Source organism: Citrobacter portucalensis (genome assembly GCF_023374935.1).
Lineage (GTDB): Bacteria > Pseudomonadota > Gammaproteobacteria > Enterobacterales > Enterobacteriaceae > Citrobacter > Citrobacter portucalensis.
The window spans coordinates 3,835,492-3,853,318 of sequence record NZ_CP092466.1 but is presented as its reverse complement, the minus strand read 5'-3'; the positions used below and the strand labels follow the sequence as shown (position 1 = coordinate 3,853,318).

At 53.2% G+C, this 17,827-nt stretch carries 16 protein-coding genes; 13 read left to right on the top strand and 3 right to left on the bottom strand.

Going from position 1 to position 17,827, the window contains the following annotated elements; genetic code table 11:
• Positions 1-282 precede the first annotated feature (282 nt).
• The 3 genes from brnQ to malZ all read left to right on the top strand — a co-directional run bounded on the left by brnQ (position 283) and on the right by malZ (position 5,013).
• A complete protein-coding gene (gene brnQ / locus LY264_RS18720) occupies positions 283-1,602 on the top strand; it encodes a branched-chain amino acid transporter carrier protein BrnQ (RefSeq protein ID WP_048226310.1) in 1,320 nt (439 codons plus the stop codon).
• An 81-nt stretch (positions 1,603-1,683) separates the two neighbouring features.
• Positions 1,684-3,057 (top strand): proline-specific permease ProY, encoded by a 1,374-nt coding sequence (proY, locus tag LY264_RS18715; protein ID WP_003021504.1) that lies wholly within the window; start codon positions 1,684-1,686, stop codon positions 3,055-3,057.
• A gap of 138 nt (positions 3,058-3,195) precedes the next feature.
• On the top strand, positions 3,196-5,013 hold the full coding sequence (gene malZ, locus LY264_RS18710) for a maltodextrin glucosidase (RefSeq protein WP_048226308.1): 1,818 nt from the start codon (positions 3,196-3,198) through the stop codon (positions 5,011-5,013).
• Here the strand turns inward: malZ and LY264_RS18705 are convergent.
• Positions 5,007-5,909 (bottom strand): LysR family transcriptional regulator, encoded by a 903-nt coding sequence (locus tag LY264_RS18705; protein WP_003830973.1) that lies wholly within the window; start codon positions 5,907-5,909, stop codon positions 5,007-5,009. The two genes, malZ and LY264_RS18705, sit on opposite strands and share 7 nt — an antisense overlap.
• A gap of 273 nt (positions 5,910-6,182) precedes the next feature.
• On the opposite strand from LY264_RS18705, the gene LY264_RS18700 reads away from it, so the two are divergent.
• The 3 genes from LY264_RS18700 (at position 6,183) to LY264_RS18690 (ending at position 9,433) form a co-directional block, all read left to right on the top strand.
• Positions 6,183-6,824, top strand: a complete 642-nt coding sequence (locus LY264_RS18700; RefSeq protein WP_003021513.1) for a hydrolase — start codon at positions 6,183-6,185, stop codon at positions 6,822-6,824.
• Positions 6,825-6,997: 173 nt separating this feature from the next.
• Positions 6,998-7,543, top strand: a complete 546-nt coding sequence (locus tag LY264_RS18695; RefSeq protein ID WP_003830975.1) for an antibiotic biosynthesis monooxygenase — start codon at positions 6,998-7,000, stop codon at positions 7,541-7,543.
• 21 nt (positions 7,544-7,564) lie between these two features.
• Positions 7,565-9,433 carry an amidohydrolase gene (locus LY264_RS18690; RefSeq protein WP_048226306.1) on the top strand — a complete coding sequence of 623 codons (1,869 nt, stop codon included), beginning with the start codon at positions 7,565-7,567 and terminating at the stop codon, positions 9,431-9,433.
• A 67-nt stretch (positions 9,434-9,500) separates the two neighbouring features.
• Here the strand turns inward: LY264_RS18690 and LY264_RS18685 are convergent, their stop codons facing one another.
• On the bottom strand, positions 9,501-10,103 hold the full coding sequence (locus LY264_RS18685; RefSeq protein WP_003021524.1) for a peroxiredoxin: 603 nt from the start codon (positions 10,101-10,103) through the stop codon (positions 9,501-9,503).
• Positions 10,104-10,271: 168 nt separating this feature from the next.
• On the bottom strand, positions 10,272-10,853 hold the full coding sequence (acpH, locus tag LY264_RS18680; RefSeq protein ID WP_048226304.1) for an ACP phosphodiesterase: 582 nt from the start codon (positions 10,851-10,853) through the stop codon (positions 10,272-10,274).
• 90 nt (positions 10,854-10,943) lie between these two features.
• Here acpH and queA point away from each other — a divergent pair, with 90 nt between their 5' ends.
• The 7 genes from queA (at position 10,944) to LY264_RS18645 (ending at position 17,808) form a co-directional block, all read left to right on the top strand.
• Positions 10,944-12,008, top strand: coding sequence for a tRNA preQ1(34) S-adenosylmethionine ribosyltransferase-isomerase QueA (queA, locus tag LY264_RS18675; protein WP_032942525.1), 1,065 nt, complete (start codon positions 10,944-10,946; stop codon positions 12,006-12,008).
• Between the two features lie 208 nt (positions 12,009-12,216).
• Positions 12,217-13,344, top strand: a complete 1,128-nt coding sequence (tgt, locus tag LY264_RS18670) for a tRNA guanosine(34) transglycosylase Tgt (protein ID WP_003021535.1) — start codon at positions 12,217-12,219, stop codon at positions 13,342-13,344.
• A gap of 22 nt (positions 13,345-13,366) precedes the next feature.
• Complete coding sequence (gene yajC / locus LY264_RS18665) at positions 13,367-13,699, top strand: preprotein translocase subunit YajC (RefSeq protein ID WP_003021544.1); 333 nt, start codon at positions 13,367-13,369, stop codon at positions 13,697-13,699.
• Between the two features lie 27 nt (positions 13,700-13,726).
• Positions 13,727-15,574, top strand: a complete 1,848-nt coding sequence (gene secD / locus LY264_RS18660; RefSeq protein WP_003021547.1) for a protein translocase subunit SecD — start codon at positions 13,727-13,729, stop codon at positions 15,572-15,574.
• A gap of 10 nt (positions 15,575-15,584) precedes the next feature.
• Positions 15,585-16,556 (top strand): protein translocase subunit SecF, encoded by a 972-nt coding sequence (gene secF, locus LY264_RS18655; RefSeq protein ID WP_003021550.1) that lies wholly within the window; start codon positions 15,585-15,587, stop codon positions 16,554-16,556.
• Positions 16,557-16,726: 170 nt separating this feature from the next.
• Complete coding sequence (locus LY264_RS18650; RefSeq protein ID WP_048226302.1) at positions 16,727-17,092, top strand: VOC family protein; 366 nt, start codon at positions 16,727-16,729, stop codon at positions 17,090-17,092.
• A gap of 23 nt (positions 17,093-17,115) precedes the next feature.
• Positions 17,116-17,808 (top strand): helix-turn-helix transcriptional regulator, encoded by a 693-nt coding sequence (locus LY264_RS18645; protein WP_048226300.1) that lies wholly within the window; start codon positions 17,116-17,118, stop codon positions 17,806-17,808.
• Positions 17,809-17,827 lie beyond the last annotated feature (19 nt).

The window sequence follows — 17,827 nt, the reverse complement described above, 5'->3', positions numbered from 1 at the left end:
TTTTCCATGAAATGGTGTTTTGTGCTAACCCTATTTTTCATATCGCTATATTGTTCTGGTTTTTGGATCCCACCTTGCTTTAAAACGTTATAAGCGTTTAAATTGCGCTCCAGGTGCTGTCATACCGACTGCATTTACGCGGTAAATCGAAAAACTATTCTTCGCCGCGCCAGGTCGGGAGTGTTTCCCGCTGGAATTGAGCAAAAATGCCGCTGTATTGTCCCCCAGGGAAAGGCAAAAATTTACTATTTTCAACACCACATCCACAGGCAGTAAGACTTTATGACCCATCAGTTAAAATCGCGCGATATTATCGCTTTGGGATTTATGACATTTGCACTGTTCGTTGGTGCAGGTAACATCATCTTCCCCCCAATGGTTGGTTTGCAGGCAGGTGAACACGTCTGGACTGCGGCTTTTGGCTTTTTGATTACGGCCGTTGGCCTGCCGGTACTTACCGTTGTCGCGCTGGCGAAAGTCGGCGGTGGTGTGGACCGACTGAGCACGCCTATCGGTAAAGTTGCCGGTCTGCTGCTGGCGACCGTTTGCTATCTGGCCGTTGGGCCGTTATTTGCTACCCCGCGTACCGCGACGGTCTCTTTCGAAGTCGGGATTGCACCGCTGACTGGTGACTCTGCGCTGCCGCTGTTTATCTATAGCGTTATCTATTTCGCGATTGTCATTCTGGTTTCGCTTTATCCGGGCAAACTGCTGGATACGGTGGGCAATTTCCTGGCACCGCTGAAAATTCTGGCACTGGTGGTCCTGTCTGTCGCTGCAATCATCTGGCCAGCTGGCCCGATCAGTAATGCGATGGAAGCCTATCAAACTGCGGCGTTTTCTAATGGCTTCGTGAACGGGTATCTGACCATGGATACGCTGGGCGCGATGGTGTTTGGTATTGTTATCGTTAACGCCGCTCGCTCGCGTGGTGTTACTGAAGCGCGTCTGCTGACCCGTTACACCGTTTGGGCGGGTTTAATGGCGGGTGTGGGCTTAACGCTGCTGTATCTCGCGCTGTTCCGTCTGGGTTCAGATAGCGCGATTCTGGTCGATCAGTCTGCTAACGGCGCGGCGATTCTGCATGCGTATGTTCAGCACACCTTTGGCGGTGCAGGAAGCTTCCTGCTGGCGGCGCTGATTTTCATCGCCTGTCTGGTCACCGCGGTTGGCCTGACCTGTGCGTGCGCAGAGTTCTTTGCCCAGTACGTTCCACTGTCTTATCGTACGCTGGTATTTATCCTCGGCGGCTTCTCGATGGTGGTTTCTAACCTGGGTCTGAGCCATCTGATTCAGATCTCTATTCCGGTGCTGACGGCTATCTATCCGCCATGTATCGCACTGGTTGTATTAAGCTTTACCCGCTCATGGTGGCATAATTCTTCCCGCGTCATTGCACCTGCGATGTTTATCAGCCTGATTTTTGGTATCCTTGATGGCATTAAAGCTTCTGCAATTGGCGACGTGTTACCGGCCTGGACCCAGCGTTTACCGCTGGCGGAGCAGGGGCTGGCGTGGTTGATGCCAACAGTCGTGATGGTGGTCCTGGCAGTTATCTGGGATCGCGCCGCGGGTCGACAAGTGACCTCCAGCGCACACTAATATCACTGACAATAAGTTTTAACCACGGGGCTATTAACATGGCCCCGTGGTTTTTTTATTGTGTTAACAGGTTAGGAATCGATGGAAAGTAATAACAAGCTAAAGCGTGGGCTGAGCACCCGGCACATCCGCTTTATGGCATTAGGTTCAGCAATTGGTACCGGGCTGTTTTACGGCTCGGCCGACGCTATCAAAATGGCGGGGCCAAGCGTATTGCTGGCCTATATTATCGGCGGTGTCGCGGCGTACATTATTATGCGTGCGCTGGGCGAAATGTCTGTTCATAACCCGGCAGCCAGCTCCTTCTCGCGCTATGCGCAGGAAAACCTCGGACCGCTGGCAGGCTACATTACCGGCTGGACCTACTGTTTTGAAATCCTGATTGTCGCCATTGCCGACGTGACAGCCTTCGGCATATACATGGGCGTCTGGTTCCCGGCGGTACCGCACTGGATTTGGGTACTCAGCGTGGTGCTGATTATCTGCGCCATCAACCTGATGAGCGTGAAGGTATTTGGTGAGCTGGAGTTCTGGTTCTCGTTCTTCAAAGTCGCCACCATTATCATCATGATTGTCGCCGGTTTCGGTATCATCATTTGGGGGATTGGCAACGGTGGGCAACCTACCGGTATCCATAACTTATGGAGCAACGGTGGCTTCTTCAGCAACGGCTGGCTCGGCATGGTGATGTCGCTGCAAATGGTGATGTTTGCCTATGGCGGGATTGAGATTATCGGGATTACCGCAGGCGAAGCCAAAGACCCGGAAAAATCTATTCCGCGCGCCATCAATTCCGTACCAATGCGTATCCTGGTGTTTTATGTGGGGACGCTGTTCGTCATTATGTCTATCTACCCGTGGAACCAGGTGGGTACCGACGGTAGCCCGTTCGTTATGACGTTCCAGCATATGGGCATTACCTTTGCTGCCGGGATCCTCAACTTTGTGGTTCTGACTGCGTCGCTGTCGGCTATTAACTCTGACGTCTTCGGTGTGGGGCGTATGCTGCACGGCATGGCGGAGCAGGGCAGTGCCCCGAAAATGTTCGCCAAGACGTCGCGTCGTGGCGTGCCGTGGGTGACGGTAATGGTGATGACTATCGCGCTGCTGTTTGCGGTGTATCTTAACTACATCATGCCGGAAAACGTCTTCCTGGTGATCGCCTCTTTGGCGACTTTCGCCACGGTATGGGTGTGGATTATGATCCTGTTGTCGCAGATTGCTTTCCGTCGTCGTCTGCCGCCGGAAGAGGTCAAAGCGCTGAAATTTAAAGTTCCGGGTGGGGTAACGACGACCGTTGTTGGCCTGATTTTCCTGGTCTTTATCATCGCGCTCATCGGCTATCATCCGGATACCCGTATTTCGCTGTACGTCGGCTTTGCGTGGATTGTCCTGCTGCTGGTCGGATGGGGATTCAAGCGCCGTCGCGAGCGCCAACTGGCTGAAGCACAGTAATATTTTTGCCGGGTAGCTTTGCGTTACCCGGCAAGTTTCTCCTCCCCCGAACTCCTCCCCCAATAAACGTTAAGATGATGAGTGATCCTGCACTTCGCTATGGCAAGGTGACGTCATTATCATCAAAGGGGATACGTGATGTTGAACGCCTGGCACCTTCCGGTTGCCCCATTTGTTAAGCAAAACAAAGATCAACTGACGATTACATTATGGTTGGCGGGGGAAAATCCACCCCAGCGGGTGACGCTACGCGCAGAAAACGATAACGAAGAGATTTCGCTGGCTATGCACAAGCAGCGTAGCCAGCCGCAGCCGGGCGTGACCGCGTGGCGAGCGGCGATCGATCTCTCCAGCGGGCAGCCTCGTCGACGCTATAGCTTTAAATTACTTTGGCCCGATCGTCAGCTATGGTTCACCCCGCAGGGATTCGGCCGTTTTCCGCCTGCTCGTCTGGAGCAGTTTGCGGTTGATGTGCCGGATAATGGTCCGCAGTGGGTTGCCGATCAGATTTTCTATCAAATTTTCCCGGACCGTTTTGCCCGCAGCCAGTCGCGTGAAGCGGGACAGGATAATGTCTATTACCACCACGCCGCCGGACACGACATCGTGCGGCGCGAATGGGACGAACCGCTTACGGCTCAGGCCGGTGGCTCTACGTTTTATGGCGGCGATTTGGACGGCATCAGCGAAAAGCTACCGTACCTGAAAACGTTAGGGGTCACGGCGCTGTATCTGAATCCTGTATTTACCGCCCCGAGCGTGCATAAATACGATACCGAAGATTACCGTCATGTTGATCCGCAATTTGGCGGCGACAGGGCGCTACTGCGTCTGCGGCACAACACCCAACAGCAGGGCATGCGTCTGATTCTCGACGGCGTCTTTAACCATAGCGGCGATTCGCACGCCTGGTTTGACCGACATAATCGGGGAACAGACGGGGCGTGCCATAACCCAGAATCCCCCTGGCGCGATTGGTATCATTTTTCAGCCGACGGCGTTGCGCTCGACTGGCTGGGATATTCCAGCTTACCTAAGCTGGACTTTTCCTCGGAAAGCCTGGTGAATGAAATTTATCGTGGTGAAGACAGTATCGTCCGCCACTGGCTGAAAGCGCCGTGGAGTATGGACGGCTGGCGTCTTGATGTGGTGCATATGCTGGGAGAGGCCGGAGGCGCACGTAACAACCTACAACATGTGGCCGGAATTACGCAGGCGGCAAAAGAAACCCAGCCAGAGGCGTATGTGGTGGGTGAGCATTTTGGCGATGCGCGCCAGTGGTTGCAGGCTGATGCAGAAGATGCCGCCATGAACTATCGCGGCTTTACTTTCCCCCTCTGGGGATTCCTCGCCAATACCGATATCTCATACGACCCGCAATCCATTGATGCCCAGACCTGTATGGCGTGGATGGATAACTACCGCGCGGGGTTGTCGCATCAGCAACAGCTGCGGATGTTTAATCAGCTCGACAGCCATGATACCGCCCGCTTTAAATCTCTGCTCGGTAAAGACGTCGCACGGTTACCGCTAGCGGTGGTATGGCTGTTTACCTGGCCTGGCGTGCCCTGTATTTACTACGGTGACGAAGTGGGGCTGGACGGGAACAACGATCCGTTTTGTCGCAAAACGTTCCCGTGGCAGCCTGAAAAACAGGACGCTACTCTGCTGGCGTTGTATCAGCGGTTGGCAAAATTACGCCACCAGAATCAGGTGCTGCGCCACGGTGGTTGTCAGGTGATTTACGCCGAGGATAACGTGGTGGTGTTTGTTCGCGTGCTAAACCGACAGCGCGTACTGGTGGCGATTAACCGTGGCCACGCTTGTGAAGTGGTCCTGCCAGCCTCGCCATTACTGAGCGTGAGTCAATGGCAGCACAAAGAGGGCAACGGCATGCTTGCCGACGATATCCTGACGTTGCCGGCGATTTCCGCCTCAGTATGGATAGGTCATTGATATAAGCGCGCAATTTCCGGGCTTGCCAGCAGCGTTTCCCGCCACCACCGCTGTGCCAGCCCATCGCGGTTATTGCGCCATGCCATATAAGCCACGTCTTTTTGGCGAAATGAGATAACCGTTTTTTCCACCAGCTCGCCCGTGGTAAGCCACGGGCTGGCAATATGGCGGGGGAGAAATCCGCAGCCCATACCGGCTCGTAGTAGCATCACCTTACTGTGGAAGTCATCGACGCGGATTTGCGCCTGTTCCTCCATCAGATTGGTTTGTAACGGATGGCAGAAGCGGGCGCTGTCGCTGATAACAATCGCCCGATGCAGGCATAACTGTTCGTTGGTCAGGCCGTCTGCTGCTGCTGCCAGCGGATGCTCAGGCGCAACGACAAACACATTGTCCAACGTGCCGAGCATTTTATAGGACCAGGCTGCAGACGTTGGCGGTTCATTAATTGCCCCCAGAATAATATCGGCTCCATTATGGGTCAGCTCTTCCCAGGAGCCCGCCAGCGTATGGTGGGTAAAACTGAGGCGAGTTTGTTTATTCAGCGCATGAAATTCATCGATAATGGGCAACAGCGCGGCGAAAGGGAAGGAGTCGTCCAGCGCAATTGCCAGCTCTTTTTCCCAGCCTGAACTCAGCTGTACCGCCTGCTTTTCGAGATCTTTTGCCGCATTCAGCAGCAAACGCCCTTTTTCCAGCATCATCTGTCCGGTATCGGTAAATTTTGCCCGGTGCCCGGAACGGTCAAGCAGCTCGATATTCAAATCGCTTTCCAGCTTTTGAATCATATAGCTGAGTGCGGCAGGGGTTTTAAACAGCGACTCGGCCGCTGCGGCAAATGAACCCTGTTTGTCGAGTGCGTCGAGAATAAGCAAAACATCCAGATTAATGCGCATAAGCAGAAAATATCCTGAAAATTAAACCCTTCTGTTGTACCGAATGAAGAAAAACAATGCCAGTGAATAAATTAGATGAGTCATGCGCATTTTTTTGATGTTGTTTAGGATATATCGCAACACAAAATTAATAGTTTCACAGGATGGTAAGTTTTCTTTAATAACTCGTTAGAAATTTCCCGCTATACTCAACAAGCTTTCTGATTCAGGATCCTGCTGCTGACGGCAGATACAGACCGTTGCCTTTTAACTTATTGATTAAGAAGGTGTGCTATGTCTATTCGGGAACTGATTGACCCTCAAAATTCTACGCTTATTTTTATTGATCATCAGCCGCAAATGTCATTCGGTGTGGCGAATATTGATCGCCAGACTTTAAAAAATAATACCGTTGCATTAGCGAAAGCCGGGAAAATATTCAATGTTCCGGTGATTTATACTTCTGTAGAAACTAAAAGTTTTAGCGGATATATCTGGCCGGAATTGTTAGCGGTTCATCCTGATGTCAAACCCATTGAACGCACCTCAATGAACTCCTGGGAAGATGCGGCGTTTGTGAAAGCGGTGGAAGCGACCGGGCGTAAAAAACTGATTATCTCCGCGCTGTGGACCGAAGTATGCCTGACTTTTCCGGCGCTAATGGCACTGGAGGCAGGCTATGAAGTTTATGTGGTAACGGATACCTCCGGCGGCACGTCCGTAGATGCTCATGAGCGTTCTATCGACCGCATGGTACAGGCAGGTGCCGTACCCGTAACCTGGCAACAGGTTCTTCTCGAGTACCAGCGCGACTGGTCCCGCAAAGAAACCTACGACGCCGTAATGGATCTGGTACGCGAGCACAGCGGCGCCTACGGTATGGGCGTGGATTATGCCTATACCATGGTGCATGGCGCGCCGGAACGTAAAGCTTAAATACACGTCATCCTTCATGTTGCATCTTTGTTGGCTTCGCTTGCGTACCCCGGTCACTTACTTATGTAAGCTCCCGGGGATCCACAACCTTGCCGCCTCGATGCACCATGAATGATTTTGTGTATTGCTTTTCTGGCCTAAGTGGCCTGTTTCCTCTCAACAAGGAACCCTTCATGGCTCAGAACAAACATGTGACGTTGGTAATTACTCATACTCTGCTACCTGAGCAGGCGCAGAGGTATGAGCAGTGGCTGGGGAAAATCATGCCTGTAGCGGCTGAATTTCCCGGTCATCTCGGGGCGAACGTGATTCGCCCGGCAGATGGCAACAACCTGTGGAACATCATTATCCGCTTCGACACGCTTGAGCATCTGTATAGCTGGACCCAGTCCGATACGCGCCGCGTGTTGGTCGAAGAGATTGCTCCACTGCTGGCTGAAGGTGACAAAACCGAAATTCGCACCGAAGCAGCATTCTGGTTTACGCCGCCCGCGCCCCATGTACGCCAGCCCAAACGCTGGAAACAGTTTCTGATAACCCTGCTAGTGATATTTCCCAGCACCAATCTGGTGCCGTGGTTGACCGGCATTGTGCTGCCTGCAATGAAGGGCTCGTTACTCCTGCATCTCATCAATGATGCCTTTGTGGTTGCGCTGGTGGTCTGGTTCTGGATGCCCATCGTAACCCGTCTGTTTGCCGGATGGCTGAAAAAAGCCTGACCGGTATCTCAGGAGATTGTTATGTCTCAAACTGCCACACTGATTCTGACACACGGAAAAATTCATACTCTCGACAGGCAAAGTCCGCAGGTCGAGGCGGTGGCGATCGCCAACGGAAAGATCCTGGCGACCGGTAGCCACGAACGGGTAATGAGCTTTGCCGCCGAAGGGACGCAGGTTGTCGATCTGCAAGGACATACGGTGATTCCGGGCCTGAACGATTCGCACCTGCACCTTATTCGTGGTGGACTGAATTACAACCTGGAATTGCGTTGGGAAGGCGTACCGTCACTGGCGGACGCGCTACGCATGCTCAAAGACCAGGCTGACAGAACGCCGTCGCCACAATGGGTACGCGTGGTGGGCGGCTGGAGTGAATTCCAGTTTGCCGAACGTCGCATGCCAACCCTCGAAGAACTGAATGAAGCCGCTCCGGATACTCCGGTTTTTGTTCTGCATCTCTACGACCGGGCTTTGCTCAACCGCGCCGCGCTGAAAGCGGTTGGCTATACCAAAGCGACGCCGGATCCGGCGGGCGGTGAGATTGTGCGTGATAGCAACGGCAACCCGACCGGAATGCTGATCGCTAAACCGAACGCGATGATCCTTTACTCGACGCTGGCAAAGGGACCAAAACTGCCGCTGGAAATGCAGGTTAATTCGACCCGCCAGTTTATGCGTGAACTGAACCGTCTGGGACTGACCAGCGCCATCGATGCGGGAGGCGGCTTCCAGAACTACCCGGAAGATTACGAGATCATTGAGCAGTTACACGCCAACAAACAGATGACGGTGCGTATTGCCTACAATCTGTTTACCCAGCGTCCAAAGCAGGAACTGGAAGACTTTGAACGCTGGACCGATATGCTCAAGCCAGGGCAGGGAACCGACTTCTATCGTGCCAACGGGGCAGGGGAAATGCTGGTCTTTTCTGCAGCGGATTTTGAAGACTTCCTTCAGCCACGTCCGGATCTGCCGGAGGGTATGGAAGATGAGCTGGAGCGCGTGGTTCGTCACCTGGTGGAGCATCGCTGGCCGTTCCGCCTGCACGCCACCTACGATGAATCTATCAGCCGAATGTTGGACGTATTTGAGAAAGTTAATCGTGATATCCCGTTCAATGGCCTGCACTGGTTCTTCGATCACGCCGAAACAATTACCGAACGGAACATCGAGCGTGTAAAAGCACTGGGCGGCGGGATTGCGGTCCAGCACCGTATGGCGTTCCAGGGAGAGTATTTTGTCGATCGCTACGGCAAAGACGCGGTTAAACATACGCCGCCGGTGGCGAAAATGCTGGCGGCTGACGTTCCGGTTGGGCTGGGGACTGACGCCACCCGCGTGGCCAGCTACAACCCGTGGACCGCGCTGTACTGGCTGGTTTCGGGCCGTACCGTTGGCGGGATGGCAATGTACGATGATAACAACCGTCTACCGCGTGATGTGGCGCTGGAACTGTGGACGGCCGGTAGCGCCTGGTTTTCCAGCGAACAGGGTAAGAAAGGGCGCATCGAGAAAGATCAACTGGCCGACCTGGTGGTGCTGTCTAAAGATTACTTCAGCGTGCCGGAAGAAGAGATCAAAGGTATTGAGTCGGTGATGACCGTTGTTGATGGCAAAGTGGTTTACGCCGCCGGGCATTTCACCCCGCTGGCACCACCTGCTATTCCGATTGTGCCGGACTGGTCGCCAGTGGTGAAGGTGCCGGGGCACTATCGCTCAGCGCCACCTGCTGCGGCGAAAATTGGCGCAATGGTGCAGATGCACCAGTGCTGCGGTAGCTGCGATGTACACGGTCACCAGCATGATATTGCGCGGAAATCGGGGATTCCGGTGTCAGATGACCGGGCTTTCTGGGGCGCGCTTGGCTGTTCCTGCTTTGCGTTTTAATCGCTTATCGGATCTGCTAACAATAAAAAAGGCCCGCATTTGCGGGCCTTTTGTCGATTCATGCCAATTACAGGCTGGAAACGTTCTCGGTCAGGTATTTTGCCACGCCGTCCGGAGACGCGTTCATACCTTCTTTACCTTTTTCCCACTGTGCCGGGCAAACGTCGCCGTGCTCTTCGTGGAATTGCAGCGCGTCAACCATGCGCAGCATTTCGTCGATGTTACGACCCAGCGGCAGATCGTTAACCACCTGGTGGCGAACAACGCCGTTAGCGTCGATCAGGAAAGAACCGCGCAGCGCAACGCCCGCTTCCGGGTGCTCGATGCCGTAGGCTTTCTGGATTTCGCGTTTGATGTCAGCAACCATTGCGTATTTCACTGCACCGATGCCGCCTTTGTCGACAGGGGTGTTACGCCATGCGTTGTGGACAAATTCAGAGTCGAAGGAAACACCAACAACTTCAACGCCGCGCTTCTGGAATTCTTCGTAACGTTTGTCGAATGCGATCAGTTCTGACGGGCAAACGAAGGTGAAGTCCATCGGCCAGAAGAACAGAACGGTAGTTTTACCGTTGGTATGCTGTTTGAAGTTGAAGTTTTCAACGATCTCACCGCTACCCAGTACCGCAGCTGCTGTGAAATCCGGAGCCTGACGAGTTACCAGTACCATATAATTCTCCTGCAATGTTAAGGGTTTTTTGGAACGCAACGCGGGCCAGTATAGAGAGTGTTCGTGAATAAGACAAAGAGGCGCTGGCAATCAATGAGACAGGTTTTGTCTATCAATCTTTTGCCGGACGGCGGCTACAGCTTATCCGGCGGGGAATGCGGGCTGCGATCAAAGGGTTCTACGTCGCGCCTGTTCCATCATTTGCGGATAAAACTGCCAGAATCGTTCTTCTAACGCATCGTAATGCGTATCGAGGTCATACCATGAGTCGCGTAGGGCATCGAGCCGTGGACGGCGGCTGGCCATGCCGTTCAGGACGTTCTGGATAAAATCCATATCCCGATAACGCTCAAGCCATTTTTCTGACCATATATAGTTGTTCAGATTGATAAAGCGCGGCGGCGATTCCGGCAAAATAGTGGTTACCTGGGTACGGGCATAGCGCACAAAGTCCGTCAGCGGGAAGTCAGGGGAGATTTCCGACCAATGACGCGACAGAAAATGATCCCACATAACGTCCAGCGTAATCGGCGCGACACGGCGTGTTTCGCTACGAAACCACTCTTTGGCTTCACGCACCTGCGGTAAGTTATCGGTCATCACGTCGATACGACGATGCATGAAGATGCCTGCTACCACATCAGGCGAGTAGTGCGTTTCCGGATTACCCCGGACAAAATCGGCCAGCAGATTGCCGGAAAGCGAGCTATCGGCAAGATGAGCGAGATGCAAATGTGCAAGAAAATTCATAGTTAAACGTTTATCCAGAGGGGTAAAGGTTGCAGGGAGAACGCCCCGGCACTAGACTACCCGCCTCTTATTTTAGTCTGAGTCAGTGTCATGCGCGTTACCGATTTCACCTTTGAACTACCCGAATCCCTGATTGCCCACTATCCGCAAGCTGAGCGCAGTAGCTGCCGCTTGCTGTCTTTGGACGGGCCGACGGGCGCGCTGACGCACGGTACTTTCACCGATTTGCTCGATAAGCTCAACCCTGGAGACTTGCTGGTCTTTAACAACACCCGCGTAATTCCTGCGCGTCTGTTTGGTCGTAAAGCCAGCGGCGGCAAGATTGAAGTGCTGGTCGAGCGTATGCTGGATGACAAACGTATTCTGGCGCATATTCGTGCCTCGAAAGCGCCGAAACCGGGTGCCGAGCTGCTGCTGGGGGACGACGAAAGTATTAAAGCGACGATGGTCGCCCGCCATGACGCGCTGTTTGAAGTTGAGTTTAACGACGAACGCAGCGTGCTGGATATCCTCAACGCCATCGGCCATATGCCGTTGCCGCCGTATATCGACCGTCCGGATGAAGACGCCGACCGCGAGCTGTACCAGACCGTATACAGCGAAAAACCGGGTGCCGTCGCTGCGCCGACCGCGGGTCTGCATTTTGACGATCCGCTGCTGGCTAAACTGCGCGATAAAGGCATTGAAATGGCGTTCGTCACCCTGCACGTTGGAGCGGGTACTTTCCAGCCGGTGCGCGTAGACACCATCGAAGACCACATTATGCATTCTGAATATGCGGAAGTGCCGCAGGATGTGGTGGACGCGGTGCTGGCGGCGAAAGCGCGCGGTAATCGCGTGATAGCCGTGGGAACAACGTCCGTTCGCTCACTGGAAAGTGCGGCGCAGGCGGCCAAAAACGATCTCATCGAGCCGTTCTTCGGCGATACGCAAATCTTTATTTATCCAGGCTATAAATATCAGGTGATTGATGCTCTGGTCACCAACTTCCACCTGCCGGAATCGACGCTGATTATGCTGGTTTCCGCATTTGCTGGTTATAAAAACACCATGCACGCCTATCATGAAGCGGTAAAAGCGGAATATCGCTTTTTTAGTTACGGGGATGCCATGTTTATCACGTACAATCCGCAGGCTATTTCTGAGCGACCGTGAGAAGGCTATCTCACTTGCCATTTTGATGTCGGGCAGTGCTCGCCATCCTCACGTACTGCGTGTACGCTCCGGTGGCTGTGCGCTGGTCGCCCCCAAACTGGCTGCGCCGATTGCGCCTTCGCCAGTGGGTTAATATATTTTTACTCCGTGGAGTGATTCCGTGGGGAAAGTTTAATCATCAGACTGTCTCTCTGATGCAGGAGAAAAAATGAAATTTGAACTGGATACCACAGACGGTCGCGCGCGCCGCGGCCGCCTGGTTTTTGATCGTGGCGTAGTAGAAACGCCTGCTTTTATGCCAGTCGGTACTTACGGCACAGTAAAAGGCATGACGCCGGAAGAAGTTGAAGCGACCGGCGCACAGATTATCCTCGGCAATACTTTCCACCTGTGGCTGCGCCCGGGTCAGGAAATCATGAAACTGCACGGCGATCTGCACGATTTCATGCAGTGGAAAGGGCCGATCCTCACCGACTCCGGCGGCTTCCAGGTGTTCAGCCTGGGCGATATCCGTAAGATAACCGAGCAGGGCGTGCATTTCCGTAACCCGATCAACGGCGATCCGATTTTCCTCGATCCTGAGAAGTCAATGGAGATTCAATACGATCTCGGTTCCGATATCGTGATGATCTTCGACGAATGTACACCGTATCCGGCCGACTGGGACTATGCTAAACGCTCAATGGAGATGTCTTTGCGTTGGGCGAAGCGCAGCCGTGACCGTTTTGATAGCCTCGGCAACAAAAATGCGCTTTTTGGCATCATTCAGGGCAGTGTTTACGAAGATTTACGTGATATCTCCGTCAAAGGTCTGGTAGATATCGGCTTTGATGGCTACGCTGTCGGCGGTTTGGCTGTCGGTGAGCCGAAGGAAGATATGCACCGCATTCTGGAACATGTTTGCCCGCAGATTCCGGCAGATAAACCGCGTTACCTGATGGGCGTCGGCAAACCAGAAGATCTGGTTGAAGGCGTGCGTCGCGGTATCGATATGTTTGACTGCGTGATGCCAACGCGAAATGCCCGTAATGGTCATTTGTTTGTGACTGACGGCGTGGTAAAAATTCGTAACGCGAAACATAAAAGCGACACCAGTCCGCTCGATGCTGAGTGTGATTGTTACACCTGTCGCAATTATTCGCGCGCTTACTTGCATCATCTCGACCGTTGCAACGAAATATTGGGCGCGCGACTCAACACGATTCATAACCTTCGCTACTACCAGCGTTTGATGGCGGGTTTACGCAAGGCTATTGAAGAGGGTAAATTAGAGAGCTTCGTGACCGATTTTTACCAACGTCAGGGTAGACCAGTTCCACCTGTGAACGTTGATTAATTTTAATAATGAGGGAATTTGAATGAGCTTTTTTATTTCTGATGCGGTAGCGGCAACAGGTGCTCCGGCGCAGGGCAGCCCGATGTCTCTGATTCTGATGCTGGTGGTGTTTGGTCTGATTTTCTATTTCATGATCCTGCGCCCACAGCAAAAGCGTACCAAAGAACACAAGAACCTGATGAACTCCATTGCGAAAGGCGATGAAGTACTGACTAACGGTGGTCTGGTGGGTCGCGTGACTAAAGTAGCAGAATCTGGCTACATCGCTATCGCGCTGAACGACACCACTGAAGTGGTTATCAAACGTGATTTCGTAGCTGCCGTTCTGCCGAAAGGCACCATGAAGGCGCTGTAATTTATTGTTTTCCCAAAGGGAACTGCCGTGTTAAACCGTTATCCTTTGTGGAAGTATGTCATGCTGATCGTCGTTATTGTCGTCGGTCTGCTCTATGCGCTTCCCAACCTGTATGGTGAGGATCCGGCTGTTCAAATCACTGGCGTGCGCGGTGCCGCCGCCAGTGAGCAAACGCTGATCCAGGTCCAGAAAACGTTACAAGAAGATAAAATCACACCTAAGTCTGTGGCTCTGGAAGAGGGTGCTATTCTCGCGCGCTTCGACTCCACTGATACCCAACTGCGCGCACGTGAAGTATTAATGGGCGTACTGGGCGATCAGTACGTCGTGGCGCTTAACCTTGCTCCGGCAACCCCGCGCTGGCTGGCTGCCATTCACGCAGAACCGATGAAACTCGGTCTTGACCTGCGTGGCGGCGTTCACTTCCTGATGGAAGTGGATATGGACACCGCGCTGAGTAAGTTGCAGGAACAAAATATCGATAGCCTGCGCAGCGATCTGCGTGAAAAAGGCATTCCTTATACTACCGTTCGCAAAGAAGATAACTACGGTCTGAGCATCACTTTCCGTGATAGCAGCGCCCGTGATGAAGCGATCTCTTACCTGAGCAAACGTCACCAGGATCTGGTTATTTCCAGCCAGGGCAGCAATGCTCTGCGTGCGGTAATGACCGATGCGCGCCTGAGCGAAGCCCGTGAATACGCAGTACAGCAGAACATCAACATTCTGCGTAATCGTGTTAACCAACTGGGTGTTGCTGAGCCCGTGGTACAACGTCAGGGTGCTGACCGCATTGTGGTCGAACTGCCGGGTATTCAGGATACCGCGCGTGCGAAAGAAATTCTGGGCGCAACCGCGACGCTGGAATTCCGTCTGGTAAATACCAACGTTGACCAGTCTGCTGCGGCATCCGGGCGTGTACCGGGTGATTCGGAAGTGAAACAATCTCGCGAAGGTCAGCCGGTTGTGCTGTACAAGCGCGTGATCCTGACCGGTGACCATATCACCGACTCCACTTCCAGCCAGGACGAATACAATCAGCCGCAGGTTAACATCTCGCTGGATAGCGCAGGTGGTAACATCATGTCCAACTTCACCAAGGACAACATCGGTAAGCCGATGGCGACCCTGTTCGTGGAGTACAAAGACAGCGGTAAGAAAGATGCCAACGGTCGTGCAGTACTGGTGAAACAGGAAGAGGTGATTAACATCGCCAATATCCAGTCTCGCCTGGGTAACAGCTTCCGTATCACCGGTATCAACAACCCGAACGAAGCACGCCAGCTTTCCCTGCTGTTACGTGCCGGTGCGTTGATTGCGCCGATTCAGATTGTTGAAGAACGTACCATCGGCCCAACCCTGGGTATGCAGAACATTAAACAGGGTCTGGAAGCATGTCTGGCCGGTCTGGTGGTGTCTATCCTGTTCATGATCTTCTTCTATAAGAAGTTCGGTCTGATTGCGACCAGTGCGCTGATTGCTAACCTGGTGCTGATTGTCGGTATTATGTCGTTGCTGCCGGGGGCTACGCTGAGTATGCCGGGGATTGCGGGGATCGTCTTGACCCTTGCCGTCGCGGTCGATGCGAACGTACTGATCAACGAACGTATCAAAGAAGAGTTGAGTAACGGGCGCTCGGTGCAGCAGGCCATCAATGAAGGTTATGCGGGCGCATTTAGCTCCATCTTTGATGCGAACATTACGACGCTGATCAAGGTCATCATCCTGTACGCAGTTGGCACCGGGGCAATTAAAGGGTTCGCGATTACTACCGGTATTGGTGTGGCGACGTCGATGTTTACCGCGATTGTCGGTACACGTGCCATCGTAAACCTGTTGTATGGCGGCAAGCGCGTCAAAAAGCTGTCAATCTGAGGAGTGCGAAGTGGCACAGGAATATACTGTTGAACAATTGAACCACGGCCGTAAAGTCTGGGACTTTATGCGCTGGGACTACTGGGCTTTCGGCATTTCAGGTTTCCTGCTGATTGCGGCCATCGTGGTGATGGGCGTACGCGGGTTTAACTGGGGTCTCGATTTCACCGGTGGTACGGTTATTGAAATCACGCTGGAAAAACCGGCCGATATGGACGTGATGCGCGATGCGCTGGAGAAAGCGGGCTTTGTTGACCCGCTGCTGCAGAACTTCGGCAGCAGCCACGACATTATGGTGCGTATGCCGCCAACTGAAGGCGCAGACGGCGGTCAGGTGCTGGGTAGCAAAGTGTTGAGTGTGATTAACGAATCCACCAACCAAAACGCTGCGGTGAAGCGAATTGAATTCGTGGGGCCGAGCGTGGGTGCAGACCTGGCGCAAACCGGTGCAATGGCGCTGATGGCGGCGTTGATCTCAATCCTGGTGTACGTCGGTTTCCGCTTTGAGTGGCGACTGGCGGCAGGGGTAGTTATCGCGCTGGCGCACGACGTGATTATCACACTTGGGATCCTGTCGTTGTTCCATATCGAGATTGACCTGACTATCGTCGCATCACTGATGTCGGTAATCGGTTACTCGCTGAACGACAGTATCGTTGTATCTGACCGTATTCGTGAAAACTTCCGCAAAATTCGTCGCGGTACGCCTTACGAAATCTTTAACGTGTCACTGACTCAAACGCTGCACCGTACGTTGATTACGTCCGGTACAACGTTGATGGTTATTCTGATGCTGTTCCTGTTCGGTGGTCCGGTACTGGAAGGCTTCTCGCTGACGATGCTGATCGGTGTTTCCATCGGTACTGCGTCTTCTATCTACGTGGCATCGGCGCTGGCGCTGAAGCTGGGTATGAAGCGTGAGCACATGCTGCAGCAGAAGGTCGAGAAAGAAGGGGCGGATCAACCGTCGATTCTGCCTTAACCCATCCAGGAGTGTAGATACTGGAATCCCGATCGCAAGGTCGGGATTTTTTTTGCCTGTGAATTAGCGACAGGTAATTATCTTTTCCTGTCGCCACACTACTGACAGTATGCTGTCAGTAGCCCTGTCATATAGTCCTCCTGAGATTACCCACACAGGCAGGAGGAAGTATGAGCAATGTAATTAATTGGTTTGAAATCCCCGTGGTACAAATGGATCGCGCCATCGCTTTTTATGAGCCAGTAATGCAGGTTTCTTTGCGCCGGGAGAACATGGACTGCGCTGAGCTCGCCGTATTTCCGCATCAGGATCCCGCTCCCGGCGGGGCGCTGGCTAAATTTGACGGTATTACGCCTTCAGCGCAGGGCACTATTATTTATCTGCATACGGACGATTTGGCTGCAACGCTTGAACGCGTCGCCACTGCTGGCGGTCAGTGTGTGTTTGGCCCACTCGAACTGGGGCAGGACATTGGTACGATTGCGCTATTTACTGACAGCGAAGGCAATCGTGTTGGTTTACATCAACCCGCGTAATATTTTCAGCACTGAGGATTAAAATGAGCAGACGCGCCGACCGCTTGTTTCAGATTGTGCAAATCCTGCGTGGCAGGCGAGTGACAACGGCGGCGCTGCTGGCAGAGCGTCTTGAGGTTTCTGAACGGACGATTTATCGCGATATCCGCGATCTCTCTTTATCCGGTGTGCCTATTGAAGGCGAAGTGGGCAGCGGATACCGCTTAATGGCCGGGTTTGATCTACCGCCGTTGATGTTAACGCATCACGAATCAGAAGCATTGATGGTAGCGATTCGATTGCTGAAAACATGGGGTGGGGATTCACTCTCACAGGCGTTGGAATCCGCGCAGGAAAAAGTGTTGGCGATATTGCCGCCAGAGAGTCGGCGCAGAGCCGAGCAAACGCGGATTTTCGCGCCAGATTTTGGTAATCAGCCGCATTCACGTAGTGCCTTCGATCTCATACATCGCGCGGTTTCAGCACAGCAGGTGCTGGCGCTGCATTATCGTGATGAGTCCGGGAATCTCACCTGGCGCGACGTTCAGCCGCTGGGATTATTTTTCTGGGGCGAGCACTGGCTGCTGGTTGGCTGGTGCGAGAAGCGTGACGATTATCGTTGCTTTCGCGTTGATCGATGTCTGAAGATTACGCCACTCGACAGGCATTTTCGCGAATCGGCAGATCGCTCGCTAAGTGACTTTTTGCGTAAAGTACGCTGTGAAGACCAGCCATAAAAAAGCCAGCGGTTAAGCT